This window comes from Pseudomonas sp. KCJK9058 (genome assembly GCF_046230975.1).
Taxonomy (GTDB): domain Bacteria; phylum Pseudomonadota; class Gammaproteobacteria; order Pseudomonadales; family Pseudomonadaceae; genus Aquipseudomonas; species Aquipseudomonas alloputida.
Map to the genome: position 1 here is coordinate 22957 of NZ_JBJJLR010000049.1, position 15986 is coordinate 38942.

The 15986-nt window shown below is 62.3% G+C and carries 15 protein-coding genes; 12 read left to right on the top strand and 3 right to left on the bottom strand.

Translation table 11 applies throughout. The annotated features are described in order from the left end of the window. Positions 1 to 105: 105 nt before the first annotated feature. From ACK59Z_RS21470 to ACK59Z_RS21510, 9 genes are read left to right on the top strand one after another with little or no spacing between them, the layout of a single operon-like run. A complete protein-coding gene (locus tag ACK59Z_RS21470) occupies positions 106 to 615 on the top strand; it encodes a MarR family winged helix-turn-helix transcriptional regulator (protein ID WP_003247680.1) in 510 nt (169 codons plus the stop codon). Between the two features lie 38 nt (positions 616 to 653). Beyond that, positions 654 to 1577, top strand: a complete 924-nt coding sequence (locus tag ACK59Z_RS21475; protein ID WP_019751883.1) for a GNAT family N-acetyltransferase — start codon at positions 654 to 656, stop codon at positions 1575 to 1577. Between the two features lie 51 nt (positions 1578 to 1628). Continuing rightward, entirely contained in the window at positions 1629 to 2495 is an 867-nt protein-coding gene (locus tag ACK59Z_RS21480) for a class I SAM-dependent methyltransferase (RefSeq protein WP_070095744.1), read from the top strand. After that, positions 2485 to 4122: an FAD-binding oxidoreductase gene (locus tag ACK59Z_RS21485; protein ID WP_409293646.1), complete on the top strand. Its 1638-nt coding sequence runs from the start codon at positions 2485 to 2487 to the stop codon at positions 4120 to 4122. The genes ACK59Z_RS21480 and ACK59Z_RS21485 overlap by 11 nt, the downstream gene beginning before the upstream one ends. Then, complete coding sequence (locus ACK59Z_RS21490) at positions 4119 to 4880, top strand: hypothetical protein (protein ID WP_047603909.1); 762 nt, start codon at positions 4119 to 4121, stop codon at positions 4878 to 4880. The genes ACK59Z_RS21485 and ACK59Z_RS21490 overlap by 4 nt, the downstream gene beginning before the upstream one ends. A 20-nt stretch (positions 4881 to 4900) precedes the next feature. Further along, a complete protein-coding gene (locus tag ACK59Z_RS21495; protein WP_409293647.1) occupies positions 4901 to 5539 on the top strand; it encodes a peroxiredoxin-like family protein in 639 nt (212 codons plus the stop codon). A 56-nt stretch (positions 5540 to 5595) separates the two neighbouring features. Next, complete coding sequence (locus ACK59Z_RS21500; protein ID WP_047603911.1) at positions 5596 to 7260, top strand: NAD(P)/FAD-dependent oxidoreductase; 1665 nt, start codon at positions 5596 to 5598, stop codon at positions 7258 to 7260. Beyond that, positions 7260 to 8744 carry an amidase gene (locus ACK59Z_RS21505; RefSeq protein ID WP_108079077.1) on the top strand — a complete coding sequence of 495 codons (1485 nt, stop codon included), beginning with the start codon at positions 7260 to 7262 and terminating at the stop codon, positions 8742 to 8744. The genes ACK59Z_RS21500 and ACK59Z_RS21505 overlap by 1 nt, the downstream gene beginning before the upstream one ends. A 23-nt stretch (positions 8745 to 8767) precedes the next feature. After that, positions 8768 to 10156, top strand: coding sequence for a cation:proton antiporter (locus ACK59Z_RS21510; RefSeq protein ID WP_019751890.1), 1389 nt, complete (start codon positions 8768 to 8770; stop codon positions 10154 to 10156). Here ACK59Z_RS21510 and ACK59Z_RS21515 read toward each other — a convergent pair. Further along, complete coding sequence (locus ACK59Z_RS21515; RefSeq protein WP_003247673.1) at positions 10120 to 10701, bottom strand: hypothetical protein; 582 nt, start codon at positions 10699 to 10701, stop codon at positions 10120 to 10122. The genes ACK59Z_RS21510 and ACK59Z_RS21515 overlap by 37 nt on opposite strands. 215 nt (positions 10702 to 10916) lie before the next feature. On the opposite strand from ACK59Z_RS21515, the gene ACK59Z_RS21520 reads away from it, so the two are divergent. Beyond that, a complete protein-coding gene (locus ACK59Z_RS21520) occupies positions 10917 to 13049 on the top strand; it encodes a TonB-dependent siderophore receptor (RefSeq protein ID WP_181318785.1) in 2133 nt (710 codons plus the stop codon). Positions 13050 to 13133: 84 nt separating this feature from the next. Here the strand turns inward: ACK59Z_RS21520 and ACK59Z_RS21525 are convergent, their stop codons facing one another. Then, complete coding sequence (locus ACK59Z_RS21525) at positions 13134 to 14426, bottom strand: sorbosone dehydrogenase family protein (protein WP_144000193.1); 1293 nt, start codon at positions 14424 to 14426, stop codon at positions 13134 to 13136. Next, positions 14423 to 14851: a DUF2231 domain-containing protein gene (locus ACK59Z_RS21530; RefSeq protein ID WP_003247665.1), complete on the bottom strand. Its 429-nt coding sequence runs from the start codon at positions 14849 to 14851 to the stop codon at positions 14423 to 14425. Before ACK59Z_RS21530 ends, ACK59Z_RS21525 begins: the two co-directional genes overlap by 4 nt. Before the next feature lie 164 nt (positions 14852 to 15015). Between ACK59Z_RS21530 and ACK59Z_RS21535 the strand changes: the two genes are divergently transcribed. Both ACK59Z_RS21535 and ACK59Z_RS21540 read left to right on the top strand, forming a co-directional pair. Further along, positions 15016 to 15300 (top strand): hypothetical protein, encoded by a 285-nt coding sequence (locus ACK59Z_RS21535; RefSeq protein WP_003247660.1) that lies wholly within the window; start codon positions 15016 to 15018, stop codon positions 15298 to 15300. 332 nt (positions 15301 to 15632) lie between these two features. Further along, the coding region (locus tag ACK59Z_RS21540) for a toxin VasX (protein ID WP_409293648.1) at positions 15633 to 15986 on the top strand (354 nt) is incomplete at its 3' end.

Here is a 15986-nt window from a genome sequence, read left to right on the forward strand (position 1 = left end):
ACCCTGCATAGTGAAACATCCCTTCCGTCCGGCGTGCGCATGTTGTCTTAACCCTGAAACATCTGTGCTGTTGACTTACTAAGGCACCAAGATAAACTGCGCCTTATGAATACTCTTGAGAACAAGCATCACATCATGCTCGATGCACTGGCCGAGGCCCCCGCTGACGCCAGGCAGAACGTGCGCCTGTGTTTCGAACTGCTGTCCGCTGCAGCGGCCATCAACCGGGTATGCGCCGCACGGTTGGCCCGCCATAACCTGTCGGAAGGGCGGTTCGCAATCCTCCTGACCTTGCAAGGTGCAGGCGGCCGCCTGGCACCGCTGGAGCTGGCGACGCGCCTGGCAATCACCTCAGGCACCGTGACCGGCCTGCTCGACGGCCTGCAGGGTGATGGCTTTATCAAGCGCCGCAAGGACGCCCATGACCGGCGCAAGCTGAGCATCAGCCTTACCTCGGCAGGCATAGCGGTACTCGACGCCGTTTTCGCCGAACACACCGACTGGATCGGCACGATCATGCAGTCACTGGACAACGCGCAACGTGATGCCCTGTCCGCCACGCTACAGGCACTCTCGGCCAGTCCTGCCCTGGCACTGCCACCGGACAAGCACTGAACCCAAGGCACACCCGCAAGACCACATGGAGGTGGATGATGTTGCAGAATCAGAGCGTATTGGCCCGGCTTGGCAGGAAGCCCCGGGTACATAGCGAACACGACCAGTTAAGTCGTCGCCAACCTTGGCTCGAGGCCTGCCTGCCAGCGGCCCTTTACCGGCGCCTGTTCATCCGCCGCCTTGCCAGACAGCCACTGGCCATCGAGGGTTTCAGCTTTCGCCCGGTGCAGAACCTGTTCGAACTCGAGCAGGCCCTGCGTCTGGTCAACGAGAGCTATGCACGCCGCGGCATCGCCACCGTGTGCCGTGCGGGCATGCGGTTTTCGCCGTTTCACCTGCTACCGGGCACTACCACCTTCGTGGCACTGAAAGACGGGCGAGTGGTTGGCACCGTGTCGCTGATCGAAGACTCGGCACTGGGCCTTCCACTGGAGGATGTGCACATCAACGAGGCTGTGCTACAGCGCCTGGGCGGTGTGCGCGTGGCCGAAGTCGGGACCTTGGCGGTATGTAGCCGCTACAAGGGCAAGGGCGTGCCACTGATGCTGTACAACGCCATGTTTCGATGGGCCATTGACCACCGTAAGGTGAGCACCTTGGTGATCGCCGTGCACCCGCGCGCCGCCAGCTTCTACCGCAATGTACTGTTCTTCTCGCCCATCGGCCCGGTACAGGCCTATACCAAACTCAACAATGCCCTGTCGCTGCCGCTGGCCGTGAATCTAGCCCGGGCGCGGGATGTGTTCGCCAAGGCCTACAGTGCGCCAGGCCTGAAATTTACGGTCGACCAGACGTGTACCGACCTGTTCGACTTTTTTTGCTCGCGCCATTACCCACATATCCAGCTGCCCGCCGCACAGGCTCGCTGGAGTGCCGACGACGTCCTCACCCACATGGCACGTTGTGGCACCTCGCCGCACCACCTTTCGCCGCGGGTGCGACGGGCTCTGCAACTGGACTGAGCAGCCCGCCCCGCGTTCCAAACCCACACGACTTTCATGGAGGACAAGTTCATGGACACAGGATTGCTGCGCGCGATCTACAGGGAAATCACCCTCAGGCAACCGTTTGTACGGACACCTGAGCCCGACCTGGTGATGGTCGACGAAACTTGCGTCAGTGCCTACGCCGACAGTGCCGGCCAGGGCCAGGCGCTGTCCGGCACCTACTTGTACCACTGCGCACAGATGTGCGCCCTGATCAAACCCGGTGATGTCGTACTGGATATCGGTTGTGGCCCTGCCAGCCTATTGCTGCAGTTGGCCCGGCTGAACCCGCGGGCCGAGTTCATCGGTGCCGACCTGTCCGCCAGCATGCTCGAGGTGGGCCGTGAATCAATCCGCCAGCAGGGCATCGACAACGTCGAACTGCGCGAAGAAGACATGACGCGCCTGGCCGGTATCGCCGACCGTAGCGTCGATGTAGTGATTTCGTCCATGGCCCTGCATCACCTGGCAGACCTCTCTCAGCTGGAAGCGACGTTCCGCAACATCGCGCGCGTGCTGCGCAATGATCGGGCCATCTACCTGAATGATTTCGGCAGGCTCAAGTCGGTGGAATCGGTGGACTACTTCGTCAGCCGCGCCAGCGACGGTGCCGACCAGGCTACCCTGCTCGACTACCGCAACTCGCTGCTGGCGGCGTTCTCACGGGAGGAGTTCCAGACCCTTGCCGCCAGCTATCTGGGCCCATGTGCCAAGGTCTACAGCACCGCCGTCAGCCCATTGATGATGGTTGTCCGCACTCCCAAGCGGCGCTGCGTGGCGGCAATGAAGGACGAGTTCCGCCGCCGCTACCGCTGCTTGCCGCGTAGCCGCCAGGCTGATGTCGATCAGTTGCGCCTGTTCCTCGGCATGGGGGGGATGGCGAGTGCGTTCTGAGCCGCAGCGCCTGCAAGCCGCCCTGGCGGCGTGGCGCACATTGCTGGGCGACGTCCACGTGCAGACGGATGCCGCGACGCTCGCCAGGTTGCGCCAGGACACAATGCGCTCGCCCGCCCATGCCTGCGCCCGTCTCAGGCCCGCCAACAGCGAAGAGGTGGCGGCCTGCCTGGCCATTGCCCGCCAGCACAACGTTGCGCTGCAACCTGCCAGCACCGGCAACAACTGGGGCTACGGTGGCATGGCGACTACGAATAGCCACTGCGTCCAACTCGACCTGTCGCGCATGGACAAGATTCTCGCCTTTGACGAAGCGCTGGCTGTGGTCACCCTCGAGCCTGGCGTGACCCAGGCGGCACTGGCCGACTACCTGGCCAGCCGCGACCTGCCCTTCCTCACCCCGGTCACCGGCGCCGGGCCCACGTGCAGTGTGCTGGCCAATGCGCTGGAGCGAGGGTTCGGCATCACGCCGGTAACAGACCACTGGCAGGCCGTGATGGGCCTTGAGGCCATCCTGCCCGATGGTCAGCGCTACCGCTCGCCCATGTGGGCGCCTGGCACCACCCCGTGTTTCAAGTGGGGAGTCGGGCCTTACCTTGATGGCCTGTTCGGCCAGAGCGGCCTAGGCGTGGTGACGCAAATGTCGATTGCCTTGGTCCGACGCCCGCAAGTCGTGCAACCGTTCTATTTCTGGGTCGACTCCGCGGCACAGTTACCTGCAGCACTGGACGGGGTGAAACGCATTCTTGACCGTTGCGGCAGCCAGGTGGGCGGCATCAACCTGATGAACAGCACACGCCTGCTGAGCATGGCCTATGACGCGCGCCCCCTGACCCAGCTAAACCAGACTGAGCGCGACACCGCTGCGAGGTCGCTGGCCCTGCCTGCCTGGATGGGGGTGGGCTCGATTTACTGCGAACAGGCGCAACTGGCCTCGCTGAAGGGCATTATCCGTACCGAACTGCGTCGTTTCAGCAGCCGCTATCTGTTCCGCAGCCAGCGCCAGCTGGCATGGGCAAGCCAAGCCCTGCGTCTGCTGCCAGGTGCCTGGTCCAGGCGCTGGCGGGTCATGCTGGACAAACTGCACTTGGGTATGGAACTGATGGAAGGCCGACCCAATCAGGTGGCGCTGCCGCTGGCCTATGTCGCCGGAGCACGGCCGCAGGCAGGCGCCCTGCACGACCCGGCACGGGACAACTGCGGCCTGATCTGGTACGCACCGATCCTGCCTTTGCGTAGCCAGCAGGTGGCAACATTCGTCAGGCACATGGAGCATGTGTGCCAGACCCATCGCCTCCCCTGCCCGGTCACCCTCACCACGTTGTCTGGCCGGGCAATCGACTGCACCTTGCCACTGCTCTTCGATCGCAACGATGAAAAGGCCACGGCCCGCGCAGAGGACTGTTACCGGGACTTGTTCAACAGCGGCAAACAGCAAGGTGTACTGCCCTATCGCCTGCCTCTGGCCTTCATGCACCTGCTGACCGATACGCAGGCGCCTGCCTGGCAGCTTGGGCAGCGCCTCAAGCACGCCCTGGACCCGCAGCACCTGCTCGCACCAGGGCGTTACTGCCCACCAGCCCCGGCCACCGGATGCCATTCCTCCGCCATGGAACCTCTGCAATGAGCGACCGAAAATCCCTGATCGACCTTGGCCAACTGCCAACCCGCAACCTGGCCGAATGCCTGGCGGTGGATCAAGCTGCCCTGGTCAACGCCTTGACAGGCCAACTGCCCTCAACGTTGGTAGAGCACCTCGCTGCCAGTGCGGACCAGGCCCAGGCACTGGGCCTGTCAAAAAAAGTGGCGGCCATTGGCCTGGCGTTGGGCAAGTGGCTGGAGCAGGCCCCCGAGTCTTTGCGCCAGCAGGTGTTCGAGCAATGCTGCACGCACCCATCCGATACCGTGCGCAGCTGGGCGGCGTTTGCCCAGGCGTTCCTGTCACGCTCGCTGCCAGCGGAAGATGCCCTGCTGGCGCAGTTTCGCTTTGCCCGCGATGAGCACTTCGGTGTGCGTGAATGGGCCTGGATCGCCCTGCGACCGCGCCTGGCCCAGCACCTTGAAGCGGCCCTGGCGCTACTCGGCCGCCATACGGGCGATGCAGACCCACTGGTCCGTCGGTTCTGCATCGAGATCCTGCGCCCGCGCGGCGTTTGGTGCGAGCACATTGCCGCGCTCAAGCAACAACCAGAAGTGGCCGAGCCGTTACTGGTACCGCTACTGGCCGAAGCCGAGAAATACGCCCAGGACTCGGTCGCCAATTGGCTCAACGATGCCAGCAAGACCCGCCCCGACTGGGTACTTCAGCTGTTTCAGCGCCATCCCCCGGCCTGCAAGGCCTCGCAGCGCATCCAGACCCGGGCTACCCGAAGCCTGCCCCAGTGAACCACCACAAGGAAACAAGCATGTCACTCAAGGAAAAACTCAACGCTGTCAAACAGCAGATGGCCCAACTGCCCACCGAGGTGCTGGAAAAATTTGGCGCCTCGTTGCAAGCCCTTATCGCAAGACACCCTGAGGAGCACGTGCTCAAAGCCGGCGACAACGCCCCGCTGGCCGTGCTGGAGGATGCCGATGGCAAGGCCGTGGACCTGCGGGCCCTGCTGGCACGCGGTCCATTGGTACTGGTGTTTTACCGCGGCCTGTGGTGCCCGTTCTGCAATGTAACGCTCAGCGAATACCAGCAGATGGCAAGCGATCTGGCCGCCAGCGGTGCCACGCTGGTCGCCGTCTCTGCCCAGAGCCGCGCTGCCACCCTGAAAACCCGCGAATCCCTGGGCGTGCTCTACCAACTGCTGAGCGACCCGGGCAACCAGCTGGCGCGCCAGTACGGCATCGTCTTCGAGCTGGAGCCAGAGCTGGAAGCGGTGTATCGGGCACTCGGCGCCGACCTCAAGGCACTGAACGACTGCGACGATCTCAGCCTGCCGATGGCCAGCGCTTTCATCATCGGCCAGGATGGCCGCATTCGCCATGCATTCGTCAATGTCGACTACTCCGAACGTGCCGAACCGCAGGCCTTGATCGAAGCCGCCAGCCACTAGGACTCACTCCCCGGCACCGGCCTGCCCGGTGCCTCACCTCATCACGGACAGATGACATGAAACGTATTGCTATCATGGGTGCCGGCGTGGCCGGCCACCTGGCTGCCCTGTACCTGCGCAAACGCCTGCCGGGCGTGGAAGTGACGCTAATCGGCCGTCCGGACCGCAAGCGGCCGATCGTCGGCGAGTCGACGGTCGAACTCACTACGCACTTTTTCAAAGGCATAGGCCTGGGCAGCCTGCTCGAAGAGAAGCACTACCACAAGTACGGCCTGACCTATTACCTGAAGCTACGCAACAACCCGGAATGCCGCAACTACGTGGTCCACGAGGCCCCCGGGGTTATCCGCATGCCAGCCTACAACCTTAACCGGTTCAGTTTCGACAAAGACCTGCGTGCCATCGTCGCCGGGCAGCAGGTGCAACTGATAGAGGCTGACGTGGCTGCGGTGGACCTGCATGAAGGTGAGCACACCCGCCATCGCCTGACCCTGCGCAACGAGGCGCAGAGCTGGCAGCTGGATGCCGACTGGGTGGTGGATGCCACAGGCCGCAATCGCTTCATGGCAAAGAAGCTCAAGCTGCACAAGGAGCCAACCTACCAGCGCAGTACCTTCTGGTTCCGCCTGCGCCAGTTCGACCGCAGCATTCTGCACAACATCAACACCCACAAGGACAAGCATCACTGCTACGACCCCTACTACGTCACCCACCATTTCTACGGCAAAGGCTACTGGATCTGGCTCATCCCCATGCGCAGTGACGACGGTGCCGACATGATCAGCATCGGCATCACCTACCGGCCCGACATGGTCAACGAGCGGATCGGCACTTTGGAGGCGTTCAAGGAGCGGGTCATGGCCGATCATCCGGTGATCACCGAGTTGATGGCCTCGGGCGAAGTGGTCGACCAGCACGCCATGTACAACTACATGTACGAAGCCAACCAGTACTACTCCACCGATGGCTGGTTCCTGATCGGTGACGCGGCATTCACCTTCGACCCGGCCAACAGCGCAGGGCTGGCCTACGTGGCCCAGCAGATCCCGCAGGTGGCTGCGATGATCGAAAAGGATATCCAGGGCACCCTCACCCCGGGCTACGTCAGTTGCCTGGAGTCGCACATCCAGGCGCAGCTCGCACTGCAGGACACCTGGAGCAAATGGTACGAGGTGATGGACGACCCGTTCCTGATGGGCTGGACGCTGTTGTTCGCCAACATGGCGTACTTCCATGTGGTGCTGCCGATGTACGTCAGTGGCGACTTCCTCGACGGCCACCAGGCGCAGCAGTTCGCCGACCTGCTGCCACGCTACACACGTGACTTACAGCCATCGCCGCTGCCATTCGCCTGCCTGCTGCGCGAAGTGCGCCGCTCCAACCCGGGCATTAGCCCACAGATGATCCCCAACCTGTACTCGCGCACCATCAACTTCGCCCTGTACAAGGCCGACAACCAGGCTCGCCCGCGTTACGCCGCCAGCTACTTCCTGCGCTCGGCAATGCTGCGCCTGCGCCTGATGCGCATGGTGCGCTGGAGCTTGGCACCACGCCACCTGAAGTTGCTGGCGCGGCACAGCCTGGGCACCCTGCAGGACCTCGGCCGGGCAACCAGCCTAAGGCTGATGCCCTCGTTGTTCTACAAGTACGGCGAAGCCCCCGAACTGCTCAAATCGCCATTCGGCAGCGACGGTGGTTTCCTCGACCTGGCCAAACACTGATGGCCTTGCCCAAGATGACTGCCGACCACGAACTGCTCGCCCAGAGCGGTGTGCGCCTGGCTGCGGGGGTGCGCGATGGCACGCTGTCACCGGTCGCCCTGGTCGAGGACAGCATCGGCCGCTGCCAGGCCATACAACAACGCTGCAACGCCGTGGCAGTGGCGTTGTACGACCAGGCACGGCGGGCCGCCGAGGTTGCCGAGCGCCAACGTGACCAAGGGGTTACGCTGGGCCGCCTGCATGGCGTGCCCTTCAGTTTCAAGGAAGGCCTGGGGCTGGCCGGTGCACCGAAAACCTGCGGCTCGCGCCTTCGCCAGCAACAGGTTGCGCGTTTTACCGCCACTGCCGCGCAGCGCCTGATCGAGGCTGGCGCCATTCCGGTGGCACTGGGCAACCAGGCCGAGATGGCGCTCTGGCCTGAAACTGATAACCCGGTCTATGGTTGCACCGGCAGCCCTTACCGGCAGGGGCGCAGCGCCGGTGGCAGCAGTGGTGGTGATGCCGTGCTGGTGTCCAGTGCTTGCGTACCTTTCGCGCTGGGCACCGATGGTGGCGGCTCGGTGCGTATCCCGGCGGCCTGCAATGGCATCTTCGGCCTCAAGCCATCACGGGGGCTGGTGCCATTGACCGGGCATCTGCCCCTTGACGAGCGCGGTCTGGGGCAGCCGCATGCACTGGGTATCGCCCGGCATTTCACCGTGGGCCCGTTATGCCGACATGCCGAAGACCTGCCCGTTCTGCTGGAAATCATCGCTGGCCCCGACCAGCGCGATCGCAACATTGTCGACCACTACCAGCATTGCCAGGCGCCCGGTGCATTGCAGCACCTATACCTGTGCCAGCCAGACCGCCTGAGCTGGGGCAGCCGGGTATCCCCGGCAGTGACCCAGGCACTGGAGGACCTGGCGCACCACTTTCAATTACAAGGCACCCAGGTCGAACGCTGGTACCCTCAGGCACTGGACGACGCATTCGCCATCTGGCTGGCCGTGCTGAAGAAGGAAGCCGGCGCTCGCCTGGCCGATATCCTCGGCGATGGCCAACCTGTGGCGCACCTGACCCAGGCCTGCCTGGCCCTGGCCGGTAAACCCTTGCATGCCACCGGGCCCTGGCTGGCTACCGTACTCGACAGCCTGGGCGAATTCCTGGGCAGCCCCGGGCTTACGCGTCAGCTGTCGAAACGAGATGCCCTGCAACAGGCATTGGCCGAACGCCTGGCGGGCAACAGCTTGCTGGCACTACCGGTGCTCCCCGGCATCTCCCCCAAACATGGCCATGCCCTGCGCTATCCGGGCGATATCGGCTACACCGCATTGTTCAACGTACTCGGGCTGCCAGCGCTGACGGTCCCCATGGGACGCCTTGACCAAGGTTGCCCGGTTTCCGTGCAACTGGTCGCCGGCCCAGGGCAAGAGCACCGGCTGCTGAACGCAGCCCTGGCCCTGGAACATGCATTCGGTGGCTGGCTCGCACCGCCTATCTGACTCTTTATTTTCGGGACTTCATCATGTCCAACGCCATTCATGCCAGTACCGTGCAACTCACGCCGGCACCCCAGGCCCAGTCAGCCGTAGGTTCCCAGGCGGAGCACCTGACCCTGATGTTTCTGCTGCAACTCATCGTGATCTTCAGCGTCTCGCGGCTGATCGCCTGGTTCAGCACCCGCAGCCTGGGCCAGACGCCGGTCGCCGGCGAAATCCTTGCCGGGCTGGTGCTCGGTCCGAGCCTGCTGGGGTATTTCTTCCCCGAGCAACTGGCCGCGCTGTTCGTACCGCAAACGGCCACCGCTTTCGTGGTCACCGCGCAGATCGGCCTGATCCTGCTGATGTTCCAGGTCGGCCTTGAGTTCGAGTTCGGCACACACCTCAAGGGCCGCAAGCGTTCGGTCATCGTCATCAGCATGGGAGGGCTGCTGGTGCCATTTGCCAGCGGCATGCTCACTGCCGAGTACTTCTGGCAGCAGATCAGCGGGGACAAACCCTCACTGCTAGCGTTCCAGTTGTTCTTTGCCACGGCACTGTCGATCACCGCACTGCCCATCCTGGGACGGATATTCATGGAGCTTGGCCTATCCCGCTCTCGGGTCGCCACGCTCACCATTGGCGCGGCAGCAATCGACGATGTATGCGGCTGGCTGATCCTGGGCGGCGTCACTTCGTTGATCGCCTCGCAGTTCAACCCCTGGACCTCTCTGGCGAGGTTGCTGGCGCTAGCGTTGTTCTTCGTCGTCGTGATCGCCCTGATACGGCCACTGGTCCTGCGCTGGATAATCGGCGACCTGCAGCGCCGGCCGTTGTCGACCCAAGGGATATCGCTGATGCTGATCATTCTGTTGACCAGTGCGACAGTGACCAACCTGATCGGGGTATTTTCGATCATCGGCGGTTTCATACTTGGCGTAGCGCTGCATACCCAGCGCACCTTCGTCGAACAGTGGAATGCCAAGGTCAGCGGCGTGGTCAATGCGTTCTTCCTGCCGATCTTCTTTGCCTATACGGGCCTGCGCACCGATATTGGCGCCCTTGAGGGCAACACCGCTCTGTGGAACTGCCTGTTGATCTGCCTGGTGGCCTTCGCCAGCAAATTCTTCGGTGCTTATGGGGCTAGCCGCCTTCTGGGCGAAAATCGCCGCGATTCGGCATTGATCGGTGTATGCATGAACACCAGGGCGCTGATGGAGTTGGTGGTACTGAACGTTGGCTATGACCTGGGCGTGCTGCCCAAGGAGTACTTCACGCTGCTGGTAATCATGGCCATCATCAGTACCTTCATCGCATCGCCGCTGATTCGCTTGTTGACCGCACGCACCCGCGCCCCGCATGCGACCCCGGGGGCAACCGAGGTCAGCAACGGCCGAGGTCAGCGCGAGGTTTCGACGCGCAGCACTTCGGTGTAGATCGCGTCAACCGTCTGGCCAACCTTGAGGTTCTTCATGCGTTTCTGCAGGTCTGGGTTCTCGACCTTGACCACCTGCAGCTTGCCCTCCGGTGGCAACAAGCTCACCTCATGCGTCTTGAGGTCGATCTTCTTGATCTGAGAGGTAACCTTGACCTGGCGGAACGCCTCGCCGCCCGGGTTGGGGTTTTGCTCGGTTGCACGAATGGTACCGGACTCTTCAGTCGCTTTCGGCGCCCCACCCACTTCCGGATTGAGCACATAGGCCACGGCGCGTGTCACGTAGATGTCGACTTGGTCACCGACTTTCAGGTTGGGCAGCGCTTTGGCCTTTTCGGTCAGCTGAAACGTCACATCCTTCTTCTCGTCAGGGCCTTTCACCGTGACTTGTCGGGTGGCCAGGTCGATAGCCGTTACCTGTGTGGTGACATGGCTTTCCAGCGCCTCGCTCCCGATGGGGATACCGGCAGCCTGTACCGTGAAGCTGGCAGCAGAGGCCAGCGTGGCAAGGGCTACAGCACGAGCGAGAGTACGAATGGGGTTCATAGGCGTGCTTCCCTGTGATCAAGTCCGAATAGGCGCGTGAAAGGCTCACGCGCTAACAAGCATAGCCATTACCTGCCGCCTTGCCGGCCCTCCCGGTTGGCGACACATTTCGTCGCAGAGATCACTGTTATAGCTAATACGAATTCTTTACACTTGCTTTACATTTGCAAATCATTACTATTCGTGACCCCGATAACAACAAAGAGTCGCCTGTAATGGCAAAAAGGTCTGTTGCCCCAGCATCCATTTCCATGCTGGGCCTGCTCGTTGTGCCTGCTGTCCACGCTGCCGCCCAAACCGATACGCAAAGTAGCCTCGCCCTGCCCGCCACCGCCGTCACCAGCGTCTATGAGCAGCAAAGCTACAAGGCCAGTGAAAGCCGCAGCGCCATGAAGATCGACGCGCCGCTGCGCGATATCCCGCAAACCGTCAACGTCGTTCCCGAAAGCGTGATCAAGGACCAAGGCGCACAGTCCATGGAAGACGTGCTGAAGAACGTGCCCGGCATCGGCCTGTCCAACGGCGACGGCCAACGCGATCAGGTGACCATCCGTGGCTTCAGCGCCATTGGCGACATGTACATAGACGGCGTGCGTGACGACGCCCTGTACTTTCGCGACCTGTCCAACATCGAGCGTGTCGAGGTGATCAAGGGCCCGGCCGCGGTGCTGTATGGCCGTGGCTCCTCGGGCGGGCTGATCAACAGCATCAGCAAAAAACCAAGCTTCACGCCCAAGCGCGAAGTCGGCATGAACGTCGACAGCGAAGGCAAACGCCGAACCCAGTTCGACACCGGCTGGGCCGACCCGCAAAGCAACCAGGCCTACCGCGTGACCGGTGCCTTCGAAGACAGCGACACCTTCCGCGATGATGGCTACATCGACCGCAAGGCCATCGCACCGTCGGCCTACTTCCGTCTCTCGGACGACCTGGAACTGAACCTGGGCGCCACCTACCTGTACGACAAGCGCCTGATCGACTTCGGCATCCCGGCCCTGGGCAACCGCCCGGTGGACGTGGACCGCGACAAGCGCTTTGGCTCTGGCGATGCGGACCAGGATTACGCCCGCAGCGAGGTGTTCTCGCTTACAGCCAGCCTGGACTACCGCATCAACGACAACTTCACCCTGACCAACACCAGCCGTTACTACCGCTACGACCTGGACCGCAACAACACCTTGGCCGACAGCAGCCCGACGCGCTTCGTCACCGCGCCCGACGGTGAACTGCTGATCAAGCTCAACCGCGGCAACGTCGCCCGCGATGAGTACGGTGTGTTCAACCAGACGGAGCTCAAGCAACAAGCGCAACTGGCCGGCATGCAGCACAACCTGTTGTACGGCGTGGAAGCAGGCTTTCAGGACAAGTACCAGCGCGTGCTGAGCCAGACCAACGTGGCCCAGGTACCGGTGTACCGTGATGCCTTGGTGCCGGTACCGGAACATGCCGCCAACCTGTCGTCCAAGGGCACCAACTTCCAGCAGACCACCGGTCTGTACGTGCAGGACATGATCGAGCTGAACGCGCACTGGAAGGCATTGGTCGGTGTGCGTTATGACATCTTTGGCCAGGAGTACGACGACGACCGCGTGCAAAACATCGACCTGGATCGTACCGACAAGACCTGGAGCCCGCGTGCGGGTCTGGTCTACCAGCCAGACGCCATCCAGTCCTACTACGTGTCGGTCAGCCGCAGCTATCAGCCTTCGGGCGAAGTGTTCGCGGTGAGCCCGAGCAACCAGCACCTGGAGCCGGAAGAAACCACCAACTATGAAATCGGCGCCAAATGGGACCTGCTCGACAGCCGCCTGTCACTGACCGCCGCAGTGTTCCGCCTTGAGCGCACCAACATGAAGACTGCCGACCCGGCCAACCCCGACCTGACCGTATTGGCTGGCGAACAGCGTACCGATGGCTTTGAAGCCACCGTCAGCGGGCATCTCACCGACAAGTGGCAGATCTATGCCGGTTACGCTTACCTGGACGCCGAAATCACCAAGTCCAACAGCAAGACCAATGGCGTGGCGAACGAAGGCCAGACCCCTACCCTGACGCCGCGCAACAGCGCCAACGTCTGGTTGGTACGTACCCTGACACCAGAGTGGCGTGTGGCCGCCGGAGCCAACTACGTCGACGAACGCTACACAGCGCTCGACAATGTGGTGGTGATGCCAGGCTATACCACCTTCGACGCCGCGCTGCTGTACAGCGTGCCGCAGTGGGATGCCGCGCTGCGCCTGAAGAACGTGTTCGACCGTGACTACTATGCCTCGGCACATGGCTCGGTCGACCTGATCACCCCAGGGGCACCGCGCACACTGGAAGCCAGCTTCAACTACCGCTTCTGACCCACGCGCAATGCCTGTCAGTCAGCAATTGGGCCGCTCTGCGGCCCATCGCCAGCAAGCTTTGACGATGTGTTCAGATAGCATTCAGCGATTACGCGTCACCCGCCACACCGTATTCGCCAGGTCATCGGCAATGATCAACGCTCCCCGCGGGTCCACCGTCACCCCAACCGGTCGCCCCCGGGTCTTGCCATCCTCACCGCGAAAGCCCGTGGCGAAGTCGATCGGCTCCCCAGCAGGCTTGCCATTGCTGAACGGCACGAAAATCACCTTGTAACCTACCGGGTTGGGCCGGTTCCAGCTGCCGTGCTCGCCCACGAACACACCGTCGGCAAAGCGCTCGCCCATTGCCGAGGTCGAGAAGTCCACACCCAGTGCGGCCACATGCGAACCCAGGCTGTAGTCCGGCTTGATCGCCGCCGCCACCTTGTCCGGGTTCTGCGGCCGCACCCGCTCATCCACATGCTGGCCCCAGTAGCTGTAAGGCCAACCATAGAAGCCCCCTTCACGTACCGAAGTGAGGTAGTCCGGCACCAGGTCGGGGCCCAGCTCATCCCGCTCGTTGACCACCGTCCACAACTGCCCGGTCTGCGGCTGGATGGTCAATGCCGTCGGGTTACGCAAGCCGGTGGCATAGGGCCGGTGTGCGCCGGTCTCGGCATCGACCTGCCAGACCATGGCCCGATCGATCTCCACCTCCAGGCCGCGCTCGGTGATATTGCTGTTCGAGCCGATACCCACATACAAGAAGCGGCCATCCGGGCTGATGGTCAGCGCCTTGGTCCAATGGTGGTTGATTTCGGCCGGCAGGTCGGTGACCTTGGTTGGCGGGCCGTCGGCCTGGGTCTGGCCTTCCTTGTAGTCAAAGCGCACCAGCGCATCCTGGTTGGCTACATACAGCTTGCCGTTGGCATAGGCCAGGCCGTACGGTGCGTTGAGGTTATCCGCAAACACGGCCTGTACCTCGTAGTTGCCATCGCCATCAGCATCGCGCAGCAAGGTCAGGCGGTTGCCACCCTTGACCTGGGTATTGCCCTTGGCCTTGATCTGGCTGGCGATCACATCCTTGGGCTTGAGCTTGGCCGCGCTGCCTCCCCGGCCCTCAGCCACCAGAATGTCGCCATTGGGCAGCACCAGGCTCTGGCGCGGGATTTTCAAGTTGGTGGCGATGGCGGTGACACTGAAGCCCTCCGGCACGGTCGGTTTCAGTTCGCCCCAGGCAGCCGGTTGCGCAATCTTCATGCTCGGCAGCAAGCCGCGCTGAGGCTCCGGCAGCTTCGGGTCCGGGCCATGGGCCTGGGTCGGCTCGCCGTCGCCACCACAGGCACTCAGCAATAGCGCCACGCCCAACAGGCTAAATGCATGCAAAGGCTTCATGCCACACCTCCTGAACGCAGGTTGCTCAAACCGGTCCAGGCGGCCACCACCGCGAGCACTGTCACGATGACCGACAACACCAACCCAGAAGGCATCACCGCCCAGGCGTCCTTGGCATGCTCAAAGGCATTGATCAGCCCAAGCCCCCAAGTCACCAGCAGCAGCACGAAGTACAGCGTAGCGCGCCCGCCCTTGCGCTCGGCGCGGATCAGGTTGGCCAGCGCGAACAATAGTGCCAGCCCACAGAACACCAGGGCACCGGCGATCAGCCAGGCGGCGAAGTTGCTCCACTGAATCTGGTAGCTGTTGTAGTAGGCGATATCGCTCAGCAGCGCGCCAAGGAACAACGGTACACTGCCCGCCAGCAGCAGGGCATGCAGCGGGCTGGGCGTACAGCGGTAAAGGGTTTGATCAGGTGCGGTCACGGTGCCTCCTTTTCATTCAGTGACCCAGGGCTGATGGTCTTGCGCCATCAGGTAAGCGCGGGGTGCGCTTAGCAAAGGAGCCCCTTGACGCCCCGATAGTTCACCGCTTCGCTGTAATGAAATATCCTGCAAGGCATTTGCTGCCAAGCGCAGAAGGGGAATACATGAGCAGACCAAACGCGTACTGGGCCCTGGCCACCCTGCTCGGCCTCAGCCTGGCTCTCGCCGGCTGCTCCAGCAACGCCAGCAAGGCACGCTACGCCACGCCTGCAGTGGGCTCCAACTGCTTTGCCAAGGCCGTCCCCACTACCGGGGAAGGCGGCCTGGCCTGGGGCAATACATTGAGCATTGCGCGACAGAAATCCCTGAATAACTGCGTGCGTTATGCCAGCCGCTCGGGAGGCACGCCCAGGACTTGCCAGGTAGTGATGGCCAAGTGCAAAAACTGAACATATAACAATCTCAAAGTACGAAACCTCCTACAAAAACACTGCAACTTTTCACACGATATTGCGCAAACACAATACATATACATTCAAATAAAATCTTACACTTTCAGCCTCGACCCAAAAGCAGCGATCGAGGCATTGTCTTTCACTTGAATTCCAGATACTTGATCGCCCGCGCATCTTAGCAAGTAAGTAGGAAACTTCTTACAGCATAGAGTCGGGCCTGAAATCCAGCACAGTATGAATAACGGCATTTCAGTCTTGTCAGTACTGAAAGTTGCCGCAGTGCGTCTCTGGTTCGAAAAGACTGTCTCTCTGAGCAAGGAGCTCGCATGACCAATGCCTCCGTCAGCAGCGCCACCTCCGGCCCTGCCTGCAGCGCACGCGTGCCCATCCTGCCAGTGCGCTACGCCATCGTACCCCGCACCGGCGACGCCCCCGCCTGCCGCTATGCCGATGCAGGCTTCAACCTGGAACAAGGCTTCCCCACGCTGCAGCACTCGGCCTACACCCTCCGCGCTGTGCGCCCAGGCTATGTCTACGTGTTCATGAAAGGCCCTCTGGGCGAAAAGCTGGTCATTCATGAGCACGTCGGCGCGGGCCTCTACAAGGAGATGCGCTACCAAGGGCTGGAGGACTACCACCGCCGTGAGCGCTACCTGTCCGGCCAGAGCACGGGTTGGGTG